Raw genomic sequence first — 14,955 nt, forward strand, 5'->3', positions numbered from 1 at the left:
CGCAGGCCCCGCGGAGCCCCGTACAACGCCTCTACGGCGGTCCGCTTACCATTCGTACGGTTGAAAGCAGGACGACCCGCCCTGCCTGCAGCTCGAACGGAACCGCCTTGCACGACTCCCTCGCCCCGCCCGCGCCCTCCTGGCGGATCTCGCTTCCGCACACCACGGCTGCCGTGCCGGTGGCCCGCGCCCTGGTCCGTACCGTGCTGCACGAGCTGGACCGGCCGGCGGACTGCGACACCGCGGAGCTGCTCACCGCCGAGCTGGTCGCGAACGCCGTCGAGCACACGGCGGGCCTGCGCCCGATCGAGCTGGTCGTGGAGGTGCTGCCGGCCGGCTGCCAGGTCGAGGTGCACGACGCGGACCCGCGCCCGCCCGGCGACCTGGACCGCGCCGCGCAGCCGGACGAGCCGGACCCCTGGCAGGAGCACGGCCGGGGCCTCCTCCTGATCCGCGCCCTGAGCCGGTCCTGCGGCCACCGCAGGACGGACTCGGGGAAGGCGGTGTGGTTCACGCTGGGGGCAGGCCCGCTCTGAGCGCTGCGGGTCAGCCGGGGCGCCGCTCAGGACAGCGTGGCCACCATGACCGCCTTGATGGTGTGCAGCCGGTTCTCCGCCTCGTCGAAGACGACCGAGTGCTCCGACTCGAAGACCTCGTCGGTCACTTCGAGCGCGGTCAGGCCGTGGCTCGCGTACAGGTCCTGGCCGACCTTCGTGCCCAGGTCGTGGAAGGCGGGCAGGCAGTGCAGGAACTTCACGTCCGCGTTGCCGGTGGCGTGCAGCACGTCCATCGTGACCGCGTACGGGCCGAGGGCCTTGATCCGCTCGTCCCAGACGCCCTTGGGCTCGCCCATGGAGACCCAGACGTCGGTGGCGACGAAGTCCGCGCCGCGCACGCCCTCCGCGACATCCTCGGTGAGCGTGATCGTGGCGCCGCTGCCCTCGGCGAGGCGCTTCGCCTGCGCGACGACCTCCGCGGCGGGCCAGTACGCCTCCGGCGCGACGATCCGTACGTCCATGCCGAGCAGCGCGCCCGTGATCAGGTACGAGTTGCCCATGTTGAAGCGGGCGTCGCCGAGGTAGGCGAAGACCAGCCGGTCGAGCGGCTTGCTGCTGTGCTCGGTCATCGTCAGGGCGTCGGCCAGCATCTGCGTGGGGTGCCATTCGTCGGTGAGTCCGTTCCAGACGGGGACTCCCGCGAACTGGGCGAGCTCCTCGACGGCGGACTGGGCGTCCCCGCGGTACTCGATGCCGTCGAACATCCGGCCCAGGACGCGCGCGGTGTCCTTCACCGACTCCTTGTGCCCGATCTGCGAGCCGGACGGGTCGAGGTACGTGGTGGACGCGCCCTGGTCGGCGGCGGCCACCTCGAACGCGCAGCGCGTACGGGTGGAGGTCTTCTCGAAGATCAGCGCGATGTTCTTGCCCTTGAGCCGCTGCTCCTCGGTCCCGGCCTTCTTGGCCGCCTTCAGCTCCGCCGCGAGATCGATCAGGCCGCGGAACTCCTCGGCGGTGAAGTCCAGCTCCTTGAGGAAGGGGCGGCCGGTGAGTACGGGGGCCATGGGGGCTCCTGACGGGACGGGGACGGTGTACGGACGACGTACGGGACTCTGGAAGTCTATACGAGCATCAACATTTTTATACGGCCGACTACACCGCCTCCCGCTCCACCGGGCAGCTCATGCAGCGCGGGCCGCCCCGGCCCCGGCCCAGCTCGCTGCCGCGGATCTCGATGACCTCGATGCCCTCCTTGCGCAGATGCGTGTTGGTCGTCGCGTTCCGCTCGTACGCCACCACCACGCCCGGCTCGACCGCGAGCACATTGCAGCCGTCGTCCCACTGCTCCCGCTCGGCCGCGTGCACGTCCTGCACGGCCGTGAGGACCCGGATGCCGTCCAGGCCGAGGGCGGCCGCGATGGCGTGGTGCATGTACTCCGGCGGGTGGTCGGTGACCTTCAACTCCCGGTCCCCGTGGCCGCGTTCGATGGTGTACGAGCGGAGCATGCCGAGCCCGGCGTACTGCGTGAACGTGTCCCCGTCGACCATCGTCATCACCGTGTCCAGGTGCATGAACGCCCGCCGCTTCGGCATGTCCAGGGCCACGATCGTGGTGGCGCTGCCCGCCGCGAACAGCTTGTGCGCCAGCATCTCCACGGCCTGCGGGGTGGTCCGCTCACTCATCCCGATCAGCACCGCGCCCCGGCCGATGACCAGGACGTCCCCGCCCTCGATCGTCGACGGATAGTCGCTCTGCCCCTCCGACCAGTGGTGGAACGCGCCGGCCTCGCGGCTCGCGAACAGCGGGTGGTGCCGGTAGATCGCCTCGAAGTGCACGGTCTCGCGCTGCCGCGCCGGCCAGCGCATCGCGTTGATCGACACCCCGTCGTAGATCCACGCGGAGGTGTCGCGGGTGAAGAGGTGATTGGGCAGCGGCTTCAGGAGGAAGTCGTCCAGGTCCATGGCGTGGAACCGCACCGAGGTCGGCTCCGGGTTGCGCTCCAGGAACTCCCGCTTCGTCATCCCGCCGATCAGCGCCTCCTCCAGATCGGGAAGCGGCATCGTCTCGAAGGCCTCCCGCAGCGGGTCGGTGGCCAGGGGCCCGTACTCCTTCTCCGCGAACACCCGGTCCAGTACGAGGGACTTGGCGGCCGGCAGCTCCAGGGTCTCGCGCAGCAGGTCGCCGAAGAGGTGCACTTCGACGCCGCGTTCGCGCAGCACGTCCGCGAAGCCGTCGTGCTCCTGCCGGGCCCGGCGCACCCACAGCACGTCGTCGAAGAGCAGGGCGTCCTTGTTGCTCGGGGTGAGGCGCTTCAGCTCCAGATCGGGCCGGTGCAGGATGACGCGGCGCAGCCGCCCGGTCTCGGAGTCGACATGGAATCCCATGCGCCTATCCTGGCCCGCGACCGTCCCCTTCACCCGCCGAACCCGACGGTTCGGGCCGGGCCGGACGCCCGGTCCCGCCCGGTCCCGCCCGGTCCCCCGCCTCCTTGTCCAGGACCCGCACCCACGCGCGCAGTTACGCCTCGGCCGTGCCGGGCTGTTACCGCGTGCGGGGAGTTGAGGCGGCGGTCTGCTCAGTCCATCCAGCCGTCACCGTCTTCGGCGGGCGCGAAGTCATCGGCAGCCCCGTCACCGTCGAAGGCGGGTGCGAGGTAGTCCGTCGTCCCGTCCCCGTCGGTGTCCGCCGCCGGGGCGACGCCCCAGTCGTGCTCGCCCCTGGCCGCGCGGCGGTCGCCGTCACCGTCGGAGTCGTACTGCGGGGCGACGCCCCAGTCACTGTCGCCCGTCGGCGCGACGCCCCAGTCACTGTCGCCCATCGGCGCGACATTCCAGTCCGTGTCCGCCGTCGCCGCGCCCGTGCCCGCCGCGAGGGCGCCCGTCGCCAGCAGTGCGACCGCCGCCGCGCGTGCCACTGCGTGCCTCATGATTTCCCCCTTCTCGTCACTGGCTGAGGTACAGAGAATGCCCGCCGGGCCCCGGGCCGCCCAGCTGCTTCGGTCCTCCCCGAAACAGCGGGGCGCGCCCGGCGCCGCCGTACCGGCCTCAGACCACCGCCCCCGAGTCGTCGGGGCGCGCACCCAGCCGTCCGCCCTCGCGTCGCCGGCCGGAGCCGGGGCGGGTCGGGTGCTTCGGGTCGGCGGGCCAGCGCTGTTCCAGCGTCACCGCGAGCGGCACCGCCGTACCGACCGTCGACGCCATGCCCACGACGACGCCCGCGATCAGCGCGACCGAGAAGTCCGCGAGCGAGTCACCGCCGAGCACGGCGAGCGCGGCGAGCACGAACAGGGCGCCCATGCCGGTGTTCACGGTGCGCGGCAGGGTCTGCACGACGGCCGTGTTGGCGACGTCGACCAGGGTCGTGCGCGGATCCCGGCGGCGGCCCTCGCGCACCCGGTCGAAGACCACCACGGTGTCGTTGACGGAGTAGCCGATCACGGTGAGCAGGGCCGCGAGGAACACGCTGTCCACGGGCTTGCCGAGCCAGGCGAACAGGCCCACGACGAGCAGCACGTCATGCACCATCGCCGCGACCGCGGCCGCCGCGAACGTCCACCTGAACCGCACGCTGAGGTAGAGGAGCTGGGCCGCGACGGCCACGCCCAGGGCGATCAGGGCCTTCTGCCGCAGCTCGTCGCCGAGGCTCGGGCCGATCAACTCGTCCCGTTCCACGGTGACTTCGCCGCCGGGCCGCTCCAACGCCTCCTTGATGGCGAACTGCTCGTCGTTGCTGAGGCGTTCCGTGCGCACCGAGATGTCGCCCTCGCCCGACTCCTGGACCACGGCGCGCGGGAATCCGGCGTCCGCGACGGCCTCCCGGGCGGCGTCCACGGCCACGGGTCTGCTGGTGCTGTACTCGACGAGGCGGCCGCCCGTGAACTCCACGCCGAAGTCGAGGCCGCGCAGCGCGATCCCGCCGATCGCGACGGCGACGAGCAGGGCACTGGCGCCGAGCCAGCGCCGCCGGTGGTGCACCAGGCGCGGGTCCCGCCTGGCCAGCCAGGACCTCACCCGGCCCGTGGACGTGATCCCGGTGAGGGCGGGCCGCTTGCGGACGAAGCCACGGGAGACCGCGAAGTCGGCCAGGACGCGGGTGATGACGAGCGCGGAGATCATCGACGCGAGGACACCGATGGAGAGGGTGACGCCGAAGCCCTTGACCGGGCCGACGGCGAAGAAGAACAGCAGCCCGGCGGCGAGCAGCGTCGTCACGTTGGAGTCGACGACCGCGCTCCACGCCTTGGCGAACCCGTTGGTCAGCGGCCTGTCCAGGCGGCCGACCGCACTCTTCGCACGCGCCCCCAGATATTCCTCGCGGGCCCGCTCGAACACCAGGACGTTGGCGTCCACGGCCATGCCGACGGCGAGCACGAACCCGGCGAGTCCGGGCAGCGTCAGCGTCGCGCCGAGGGCGACGAGCGCCGCGTACGAGATGAGGCCGTACAGGGCGAGGGCGAGGGTGGCGAGGAAGCCGAGGAGGCGGTAGACGACCACGATGAACAGGCCGGTCAGGGCGAGGCCGATGAGCGCGGCCTGGGCGCTCGCGGCGATGGCGTCGGCGCCGAGCGTGGGGCCGACGGTGCGCTGCTCGACGACCTCCACGGGCACGGGCAGGGCGCCGCCCTTGACGAGGGCGGCCAGCTCCTCGGCCTCGGGCTGCTGGAAGTTGCCGGTGATCTGGGTGCTGCCGCCGGTGATGCCGACGCGGCAGGCGACGTCCGGGTTCACGCTGGGCGCCGAGATGATGCGGCCGTCGAGCACGATGGCGACGCGGCGCTGCGGATCGCCCTGCGGCGCGCAGGCCGCCTGGCCGGTGACGCGGGCCCAGTCCTCTCCGGCGGCCTTGCGGAACTCCAGGTTCACCACCCAGCCGGCCATGTTCTGCTGGTCGAGGACGGCCTCCGCGTCCCGGACGCCGTCACCGGTCAGGGCGGCCTTGCCGAGCTTCAGGTACGCGCCCTTCTGGTCGGGGTCGGGCAGGGTGCGGGGTTCACCGGCGGGCGCGGTGGGACTCTGCGGCTGCGGCTTCTTGTCGGTGACTCCCGTCACCGGGTGCACGGTCAGCTGCGCGGTGCGGCCGATGACCTCGGCGGCCTCGCGGGGGTCCTGGACGCCGGGCAGTTCGACGATGATGCGGTCGTCGCCGGAGCGGGTCAGGCTCGGCTCGGACACGCCGAGGGCGTCGACGCGCTGGCGCAGCACTTCCAGGGCGCGCTGGGTCGACTCGGCGTCGGCGCGGGTCGTGGGCGAGTCCTCGGTCTGCAGGACGATCTGGGTGCCGCCGCGCAGGTCGAGGCCCAGGCGGGCGGACTGGGTGAGGGCGAAGAAGAGTGAGGCGGCGATCACGCAGAGCGCGACGACCGCCCGCCACAGGGGCGCGCGAGACATGGTTCTCCCGAGAAGGGGTGCTCGATGGGCGGGGACGGGCAGCCGGAACCCGGCGCCCGGACCCGCACCCCGCCTCGGCGGGGGCAGCGGTCAGGCGTCGACCGGCAGGTGACGTATCTCCGGCCCGCTCGGCGGCCCGCGCGGCCGCGGCACGGCATGGTCGTGGCCGGCCCCCGGGCCATGCCGCCCGATGCGCGCGTCGGGCCCGCCGTGCGCACGCCGCCCCGCCGCGTCCCCCGCGCCGGGCGCGAGGAACGGGGGCGGCGGTGTCGTCTCGGGGTGTGCACCGATGTGTCCGTACGAAAGGTGGGTGCCCAGGTGTCCGTGGGAACGGTGCGGGCCGCCCTTGCCGCCGTGGCCGAACTGCACCCCGGCCGAGCCGTGCGTGAACTGGGCGCCGCCCGGGCGTGGAGCCTGGGCCCGGACCTCGGCCGCCGCCGTGGACGACGGCAGGAGCAGGACCGCGACGGCCGCGAGGAGAGCGGAGAGCGCGGCTGCGAGCGGGCGGCGCTGTGCCGCCCCTCGGAAGTACTGCCGACCCATGTCTGCCCCCTCCCCCGTCACGGATCCAGTCGATCTGCCCTCACAACGCCCGCCGTGCCCGGACGGGTTCCCACCTCCCCCGGGCACACACGAACGAGTGAACGAATCCGCTCGGAGCGACCGCGACACCCGCGGATTCACCCACACCCACGGATTCACCCACACCCACGGATCCACCTACAACCGCGGATCCACCGGCTCCGACTCCAGCGCGAGGACCGCGAACACCGCCTCGTGCACGCGCCACAGCGGCTCACCCTGCGCCAGCCGGTCCAGGGCCTCCAGGCCGAGCCCGTACTCGCGGATCGCGAGGGACCGCTTGTGGCCGAGGGAGCGGTTGCGGAGCCGCTGCAGGTTGTCCGGCCGGGTGTACTCCGGGCCGTAGATGATCCGCAGGTACTCGCGGCCGCGGCACTTGACGCCGGGCTGGACGAGGTGGCCCTTGCCGTCGCGGGCGAGGGCGCGGACCGGCTTGACGACCATGCCCTCGCCGCCGCGCCCGGTCATCTCCAGCCACCAGTCGACACCCGCCCGCACGGACGCCGGGTCGCCGGTCTCCACGTACAGGCGCCGGGTGGTCTGCAGCAGGCCGGAGCCGTCGTGCTCCACCATCCTGTCGAGGAGCGCCAGCTGCTCGTCGTGGCCGAGGCCCGCGAGGCTGCGGCCCTGCACGGCGAGGATCTGGAACGGGGCGAGCCGCACCCCGTCCAGGCCCTGAGTCGACCAGCAGTAGCGGCGGTAGGCCTCGGTGAACGCCTCGGCGTCGGCGGCCCGTTCGCGTTGCCGTGCCACCAGGTCGCCGGTGTCGACGCCGCGTGCCGCGGCCGCTTCGAGCGCGGCGAGCGCGGCCGGGAACACGGCCCCGGACGCGGCGCCCACCGCGGCGTACTGGCTGCGCAGGAGCCCGCCCGCCTTGAGCGACCAGGGCAGCAGCTCGGCGTCCAACACCAGCCAGTCCGTGTCGAGTTCGGCCCACAGGCCGGCCGCGTCGACGGCAGCGCGGACCCGGCGCAGGACCTCCTCGGTGACCGCCCGGTCGCCGAAGAACGGCCGCCCGGTACGGGTGTAGAGGGACCCGGTGACGCCGTCCGCGCCGAAGCGCTCCCGCGCGACCTCCTCGTCCCGGCAGACCAGGGCCACGGCCCGCGAGCCCATGTGCTTCTCCTCGCACACCACGCGCCCCACGCCGTCCGCCGCGTACTGCGCGAACGCCTCCGCCGGGTGCTCCAAGTAGCCTTCGACCTGCGAGGTCGCCGTGGGCGCCATGGTCGGCGGCAGGTACGGAAGGAGCCGCGGGTCGACCGCGAAGCGGCTCATGACCTCCAGGGCGGCGGCCGCGTTCTCCTCGCGCACCGTGACCCGGCCGACGGTCGAAGTCTCCACGCTGCGGCGGCCGTGCACGTCGGCGAGGTCGAGCGGGCGCCCCTCGTGCCCGCCGGGTGCCTCCGTGGCGAGCGGCCTGGCCGGTTCGTACCAGACCTGCTCGGCCGGTACGTCGACGAGTTCCCGCTCCGGCCAGCGCAGGGCGGTCATCTTGCCGCCGAAGACCGCGCCGGTGTCCAGGCAGATGGTGTTGTTGAGCCAGGTCGCGTTGGGCACCGGGGTGTGGCCGTACACCACTGCCGCGCGGCCGCGGTACTCCTCGGCCCACGGGTAGCGCACGGGCAGGCCGAACTCGTCGGTCTCGCCGGTGGTGTCGCCGTACAGGGCGTGCGAGCGGACGCGTCCTGACGTGCGGCCGTGGTACTTCTCGGGCAGGCCCGCGTGGCAGACGACGAGCTTGCCCTCGTCGAGGACGTAGTGGCTGACGAGCCCGTCGATGAACTCCCGTACCTCTTCCCGGAATTCCTCGCTCTCGCCGTCCATCTGCGCGATGGTCTCGGCGAGGCCGTGGGTGTGCTGGACGTTACGGCCCTTGAGGAATCGGCCGAACTTGTTCTCGTGATTGCCGGGCACGCACAGCGCGTTGCCGGACTTCACCATCGCCATGACGCGGCGCAGCACGCCCGGGCTGTCCGGCCCGCGGTCCACGAGGTCGCCGACGAACACGGCCGTACGGCCCTCGGGGTGTGTGCCGTCCACATAGCCGAGCTTGCCGAGCAGGGTGTCGAGCTCGGAGCGGCAGCCGTGGATGTCGCCGATGATGTCGAAGGGGCCGGTGAGGTGGGTGAGGTCGTTGTACCGCTTCTCCAGGCGGATCACGGACCGCTCGACCTCGTCGACGCCGCGCAGGACGTGCACCTTGCGGAAGCCCTCGCGCTCCAGGTGCCGCAGGGAGCGGCGGAGTTCGCGGGTGTGGCGCTGGACGACGCGGCGCGGCATGTCGGCCCGGTCGGCGCGCGCGGCGTTGCGCCGGGCGCACACCTCCTCGGGGACGTCGAGGACGATCGCGATGGGCAGGACGTCGTGCTGCCGGGCCAGCTGGACCAGCTGCTTGCGGCTGTCCTGCTGCACGTTGGTGGCGTCGACGACGGTCAGCCGCCCGGCGGCGAGCCGCTTGCCCGCGATGTAGTGCAGGACGTCGAAGGCGTCGCGGCTGGCGCTCTGGTCGTTCTCGTCGTCGGAGACCAGGCCGCGGCAGAAGTCGCTGGAGATCACCTCGGTGGGCCTGAAGTGCTTCCGCGCGAAGGAGGACTTGCCGGACCCGGAGGCGCCGACGAGGACGACCAAGGCCAGGTCGGTGACGGGCAGCTCACGGGGTGCGGCGGCGGAGTCGGACATCGTGGTCATGCGGCCTTCGCTCCCTTCGGGTCGGTCTTGGTGCCGGTGGCGGCGCGCAGCGTGAACACGGCCATCTGGGTGGGCGGTCCGACCTCCGGGTCGTCCGGTCCGACGGGCGTGAACTCCACGTCGTAGCCGTGCCGTTCGGCGACGGAACGCGCCCACGCGCGGAACTCCTCGCGGTTCCACTCGAAGCGGTGGTCGCCGTGCCGGGTGTGCCCGGCGGGCAGCGACTCCCAGCGGACGTTGTACTCGACGTTCGGCGTGGTCACCAGGACGGTGCCGGGCCGCGCGGAGCCGAACACGGCGTACTCAAGCGCGGGCAGCCTCGGCAGGTCGACGTGCTCGATCACCTCGCTGAGCACGGCGGCGTCGTACCCCTTGAGCCGTTTGTCGGTGTACGCGAGCGAGCCCTGCAGCAGCGTGACGCGCTCGGTCTGCCGCTCGCCCATGCGCTCCAGCCTGAGCCGACGGGACGCGACGGTGAGCGCCCGCATGGACACGTCGACGCCGACGACCTCGGTGAACGTCAGGTCCTTGAGCAGGGCCTGCACCAACTGGCCCTGGCCGCAGCCGAGGTCGAGCACGCGGTGCGCCCCGGCCGCGCGCAGGGCGGCGAGGATCGCCTCGCGCCGCTGGACCGCCAGAGGCACGGGCCTCTCCTCGGTGCCGACGTCCTCGGTGCCGCCGCCATCGGTGCCGCCGTCCTCGGTGCCGCCGTCCTCGGTGCTGCCGTCCTCGGCACCGGCGTCCTCGTCCACGGCGTTGTCCAGCTCCTCGACCCGCACGTCGTCCGCGTCGGCGAGCCGCACCAGTTCGAGCCGTTCACGGGCCTCGCGGGTGAGTGAGCGGCGGCCCGCGAGGTAGCGGTCGACGATGAGCCGCTGCTCGGGGTGGTCCGCCAGCCAGCCCTCGCCGACGCGCAGGAGCTTGTCGACCTCGTCGGGCGCGACCCAGTAGTGCTTGGTGTCGTCGAGGACCGGCAGAAGGACGTACAACTGCCGCAGGGCCTCGGCGAGTTGGGTCTCCCCTTCCAGTACGAGCCGTACGTACCGCGAGTCGCCCCACTCCGGGAACTGTGCGTCGAGGGCTACGGGTTCGGCGGTGACGGTCCAGCCGAGCGGGCCGAAGACCTTCTTCACGAGTGCGGCACCACCGCGCGCGGGCAGCACCGGCACTTCGACGCGCAGCGGCAGCAGCCGTTCGACGAGGTCGGGCCGGGCCGCGCAGGACCCGTTGAGGGCGCTCTTGAAGACGGCGCTCAGGGCGACGGCGAGCAGCGAGGAGGCGGCGTACGGCCGGTCGTTGACGTACTGCGCGAGGGCCGTGTCCGGCGCGCCGCCCCGCCCCTTGCCCTTGGCGCGCCGCACCAGCGCCACCGGGTCCACCTCCAGGAGCAGCGCCGCCGTGCAGCGCTCCGCGCTCGCCTCCGGGTAGAAGACGTGCGCGCGCCCGTGCGAGGTGGAGAACGCCTGCGCGTTCTCGGGATGCTTGTGCAGCAGGAACCCGAGGTCGGTCGCGGGGCGGTCGTGGGTGCCTGTGGTGCTGATCGTCAGGAACACGGTGGGTACGCCTCAAGACAGGGTCTGAGCTGGGAACGCCCTCAAGGTACCCGGAAGATCGGCCCCACCGGCAGGGGTTTTCGGGGGCCGGTCACTGCGTTCCGGAGGCCGGTCGCGGGGTTTCCGGGGCCCGGTCACAGGGCTCCGCCCGCCTGCCGCACCTCCCGGCAGTACGCCAGGAACCCGGCGAGCGTCAGGTCGAAGGCGCGGTCGGCGCGGGCCGGCCCGGTGGCGCGCTGCGCGGCGGCCAGGCGAGGGGCCGCCGACTCGTCCTCGACGATCCACATCACCTCGGGCGCCGACAGGTCGAGGGCCGAGCCGAGGACGAGGTTGTCCAGGCCGGTGATGACCGGCATGACCGCGTCCTCGGCGAAGCCCGCGTCCACGAGCAGCCCGGCGACCCGCTCGTACTGCCCGATGACCCGCGGCACGCGCACCGGGGAGGTCATCAGGAGGGAGATCGCGCGCGGGTGGGCGGCGAAGGCGGCCCGGTAGGTGCGGGCCCAGGCCTCCAGGGCGGCGTCCCAGGGGCGGAGGTCCAGGGTGGACGGGTCGAGCCTGTCGACCACGCGGTCGCGGATCAGCTCGACGACTCCGGCCCGGCCGTCCACATGGTGATACACCGACGCGGTCTGCACGCCGAGCCTGCGGGCGACCTCCGGGACGGTGAAGTCGCCCTTCTCGTCGATGAGCTGGAGGGCGGTCGCGCCGATGCGCGTCCGGTCGAGCAGGGCCTTCCGCGGCCGCCCCATGTCACTTCTCCCGTCGATCAGTCCGCCCCAGGTCTTCCCGAATCGTACGGCCGCCCTCTACATTGCCTAAACCGAAACGGTTTAGGTTTCGGCGGTTCCTCCGGCGTCCCACCCCTCCGCACGCTCCGGGCCCGCCGCACGCTCCCCGAATCCCGAGTTCCGAACCCGAATTCCGAACCCCGGTTCCAGAACCCGACTCCCGACTCCCGACTCCCGACGAAGGGCCGCGCGTCATGGACGTAGAGTCCGCACCCCGCAAGGGGGCACCCGCAGCCGTCGCGCCGCAGCGCACCGCCGCATCCGCACCGCAGCAGCACTCCCCCGGCCTGCGCCGGGCCCGCCTCGGCGTCGCCGACATCGCGTTCTTCGTCGTCTCGGCCGCCGCCCCGCTGACCGTGATGGCCGGGGTCGCCCCGCTCGCCATCGCCGTCGGCGGCCTCGGCGCCCCCGTCGGCTACCTCCTCGCGGGCGCCACGCTCGCCCTCTTCGCCGTGGGCTTCACGGCGATGACCCGGCACGTCCGGCACGGCGGCGGCTTCTACGCCTTCATCACCCGCGGCCTCGGCCGCCCGGCCGGTTTCGGCGCGGCCACGCTCGCGCTGCTCGCGTACAACGGCATGCAGATCGGTGTGTACGGGCTGCTGGCCACCGGCACCCAGGACGCGCTGCAGGCGCTGGGGGGCGTGGACGTGCCGTGGCCGGTGATCGCCTTCGCGGGCGTCGGCGTGATCTGGTTCCTCGGCTACCGCAGCATCGAGTTCGGCGCCAAGGTGCTCGGCGTGCTGCTGCTCGCGGAGACCGGCATCCTCGTCCTGCTCGCGGGCGGGGTGCTCCTGGACGGCGGCGCGGAGGGCCTGGCCCTGGACTCCTTCGCCCCGTCCAACGTCCTGGTGCCCGGCACCGGCGCCGTACTGGCCTTCGCCTTCGCCGCGTTCACCGGCTTCGAGTCGACCGCCATCTACCGGCGCGAGGCCCGCGACCCCGGCCGCACCATCCCGCGCGCCACCTACTTCGCCGTCGGCTTCCTCGGCCTGTTCTACGCGTTCAGCGTGTGGATCGTCATCCAGGCCTTCGGCAGCTCCCGTGTCCTGCAGGCCGTCGCCGACGACCCGCTCGGCCTGTTCTTCACGGCCACCTCGCACTACGTCGGCGACTGGGCCGCCGCGCTCATGCACGTCTTCATCGTGACCAGCATCATCGCCTCGCAACTCGCCTTCCACAACGCGATCAACCGGTACTCGCTCTCCCTCGCCCAGGAGGGCGTGCTGCCGCCCGCGCTCGGCCGGGTCCACCCCAAGCACCGCTCCCCGTACGTCGCCGGGCTCGCGCAGAGCGTGCTCGCGCTGGTGATCGTCGCAGGGTTCGTGCTCGCCGGCGCCGACCCGTACCAGCAGCTCCTGCTGTGGATGAACACCCCGGGAATGATCGGCCTGTTGGCACTCCAGGCCGTCACCGCCGTCGCCGTGTTCTGCTTCTTCCGCCGGGTCCGGCACGAGGAGGGACGCCTGCGCACCACGGTGGTGCCGGTCGCCGCGACCGTGCTCATGACGGGGGCGCTGTGGCTGGTGATCAGCAAGATCGGCCTGATGACCGCGGCCCCGAGCCTCACCAACGCCCTGCTCGTCCTCACCGTCCCGGCCGCCTTCGGCCTCGGCGTCGCCCTCGCCCTGCGGATCCGCCGCACCCGCCCCGAGGTGTACGCGCGCTTCGCCGCCGAGCCGGAGGACTGACGGGGCCGCATCCCGTACGACCCGAACCATCTGCCCCCTCACCACGCAAGGAACCGCCCCCGTGTCCCACCCGACCCCGCGCCCGCTGTCCGCCGCAGACACCGTCCTGACCGGCGCCCGCGTCCGCACCCTCGACCCCGCCCGCCCCTCGGCCACCGCCGTCGCGCTCAAGGACGGCCGGATCGCGGCCGTGGGCGACGCCGCGGACGTGCGGGACTGGCGCGGCGCGCACACCGAGGTCGTCGACCTGGGCGGCGCCACGCTCACCCCCGGACTCGTCGACGGGCACAGCCACCCCGTCCTCGGCCTGGAGATGGCGACCGGCCTCGACCTGTCGGGCTGCCGCGACCTGGACGCCCTGCGCGCCACGCTCGCCGACGCCGCCCGCACCGCCGCCCCCGGCGCGTGGGTCCTCGGTTACGGCCTCGACCACAACACCTTCGGCGGCCGCCCCGTCCACCACGCCCTGATCGACCCGGCGCTCGGCGGCGTACCGGCGTTCCTGCGGCTGTACGACGGCCACTCGGCGCTCGCCAGCGGTCCGGCGCTTGACGCCGCCGGGATCGACGGGCCGCGGGAGTTCACGCAACGCGCGCAGGTGGTGTGCGACGCGGACGGGCGGCCGACCGGGCATCTGGTCGAGCCCGCCGCGATGGACCTGATGCAGCCGGTCCTTCCGGCCGAGGACGCCTCCGTACGCCGGTCCCGGCTCCTGAAGCTGCTGCGCGACATGGCCGCGACCGGCCTGACCGGCGCGCACGTCATGGACCTGGAGGGCGTCGGCGTGCTCGGCCTGCTCGCGGGCTGCGAGGAGGAGGCCGGCGCCCTGCCGGTGCGGCTGCGGATCGCCCCGTGGTGCATGCCGGGCACGGACAAGGGGGGCCTGGACCACCTCGTCGAGCTGCAGCGCGAGCGGGGCCGGCACTGGCGGGTCGGCGGCGTGAAGTTCTTCATGGACGGCACCGTCGAGGGCGGCACGGCCTGGCTGGAGCACGCCGACTGCCACGGCCAGGGCACGGAGGCGTTCTGGCCCGACCCGGCCGCGTACACCGCCGCCGTGCACCACCTCGCACACGCCGGGGTGCGCACCGCGACGCACGCCATCGGGGACGCCGCGGTACGCCATGTCCTGGACACCGTCGAACAGTTGACGGACCCGCAGGCCCGCGCGCTGCACCGGATCGAGCACATCGAGACCGTGCCCACCGGCCAGCTCGGGCGCTTCGCACAGCTCGGCGTGACGGCCTCCATGCAGCCCACGCACACCGCGTACACCCGCGCCGACCACACCGACGAGTGGTCGAAGCGGGTGGGCGAGGAACGTGCCGGGCGGGCCTGGCGCTGCCGTGACCTGCGGGACGCCGGGGCGACCCTGACCCTCGGCTCGGACTGGCCGATCGCGCACTACGACCCGCGCGAAGTCCTCGCCACGGCCCGCCTGCGCCGCCTCCCGGGCCGCCCGGAGGTGCCCCCGGTCCTGGCCGGACAGGCGCTGACGGGCCTGATGGCCCTGGAGGGCTACACCTCGCACGCCGCGCGCGCCGCCGGCGAGCAGGACATCTCCGGCCGGATCGCGCCGGGACACCGGGCGGACCTGACGGCGTTCACCGTCGACCCGGTGGCCGCGCCCGCCGACGAGCTGGCGGAGGCCCCGATCGCGCTGACGGTGACGGGCGGGGAGATCGTGCACCGCGCCTGATCACCTCCGCGGCCGGAACCTACGATGCGCCGGGACGTACGATGGGCCGGAACCTACGATGGG

The 14,955-nt window shown here is 73.2% G+C and carries 11 protein-coding genes; 3 read left to right on the forward strand and 8 right to left on the reverse strand.

Annotated elements, in window-relative coordinates:
- The first annotated feature begins 107 nt into the window (after positions 1 to 107).
- Positions 108 to 536, forward strand: a complete 429-nt coding sequence (locus QIS99_RS08335) for an ATP-binding protein (protein WP_282512029.1) — start codon at positions 108 to 110, stop codon at positions 534 to 536.
- Positions 537 to 562: 26 nt separating this feature from the next.
- Here the strand turns inward: QIS99_RS08335 and argF are convergent, their stop codons facing one another.
- From argF to QIS99_RS08375, 8 genes are all read right to left on the reverse strand, one after another.
- On the reverse strand, positions 563 to 1,561 hold the full coding sequence (gene argF, locus QIS99_RS08340) for an ornithine carbamoyltransferase (RefSeq protein WP_282512030.1): 999 nt from the start codon (positions 1,559 to 1,561) through the stop codon (positions 563 to 565).
- A gap of 88 nt (positions 1,562 to 1,649) precedes the next feature.
- On the reverse strand, positions 1,650 to 2,882 hold the full coding sequence (locus QIS99_RS08345; RefSeq protein ID WP_282512031.1) for an arginine deiminase: 1,233 nt from the start codon (positions 2,880 to 2,882) through the stop codon (positions 1,650 to 1,652).
- A 191-nt stretch (positions 2,883 to 3,073) separates the two neighbouring features.
- Positions 3,074 to 3,424 carry a hypothetical protein gene (locus QIS99_RS08350; RefSeq protein ID WP_282512032.1) on the reverse strand — a complete coding sequence of 117 codons (351 nt, stop codon included), beginning with the start codon at positions 3,422 to 3,424 and terminating at the stop codon, positions 3,074 to 3,076.
- Between the two features lie 118 nt (positions 3,425 to 3,542).
- Positions 3,543 to 5,885: a protein translocase subunit SecD gene (gene secD / locus QIS99_RS08355; RefSeq protein ID WP_282512033.1), complete on the reverse strand. Its 2,343-nt coding sequence runs from the start codon at positions 5,883 to 5,885 to the stop codon at positions 3,543 to 3,545.
- 90 nt (positions 5,886 to 5,975) lie between these two features.
- Entirely contained in the window at positions 5,976 to 6,428 is a 453-nt protein-coding gene (locus tag QIS99_RS08360; RefSeq protein ID WP_282512034.1) for a hypothetical protein, read from the reverse strand.
- Positions 6,429 to 6,605: 177 nt separating this feature from the next.
- A complete protein-coding gene (locus QIS99_RS08365) occupies positions 6,606 to 9,158 on the reverse strand; it encodes a polynucleotide kinase-phosphatase (RefSeq protein ID WP_408909507.1) in 2,553 nt (850 codons plus the stop codon).
- Complete coding sequence (locus tag QIS99_RS08370; RefSeq protein WP_282512035.1) at positions 9,155 to 10,711, reverse strand: 3' terminal RNA ribose 2'-O-methyltransferase Hen1; 1,557 nt, start codon at positions 10,709 to 10,711, stop codon at positions 9,155 to 9,157. Before QIS99_RS08370 ends, QIS99_RS08365 begins: the two co-directional genes overlap by 4 nt.
- A gap of 134 nt (positions 10,712 to 10,845) precedes the next feature.
- Positions 10,846 to 11,463, reverse strand: a complete 618-nt coding sequence (locus QIS99_RS08375; protein ID WP_282512036.1) for a TetR/AcrR family transcriptional regulator — start codon at positions 11,461 to 11,463, stop codon at positions 10,846 to 10,848.
- A gap of 233 nt (positions 11,464 to 11,696) precedes the next feature.
- Between QIS99_RS08375 and QIS99_RS08380 the strand changes: the two genes are divergently transcribed.
- Positions 11,697 to 13,193 (forward strand): APC family permease, encoded by a 1,497-nt coding sequence (locus QIS99_RS08380; protein ID WP_282512037.1) that lies wholly within the window; start codon positions 11,697 to 11,699, stop codon positions 13,191 to 13,193.
- Between the two features lie 85 nt (positions 13,194 to 13,278).
- Positions 13,279 to 14,892 (forward strand): amidohydrolase, encoded by a 1,614-nt coding sequence (locus tag QIS99_RS08385; RefSeq protein WP_282512327.1) that lies wholly within the window; start codon positions 13,279 to 13,281, stop codon positions 14,890 to 14,892.
- Positions 14,893 to 14,955: the final 63 nt, after the last annotated feature.

It is taken from the genome of Streptomyces solicavernae, assembly GCF_029968095.1.
Classification (GTDB): Bacteria; Actinomycetota; Actinomycetes; order Streptomycetales; family Streptomycetaceae; genus Streptomyces; species Streptomyces solicavernae.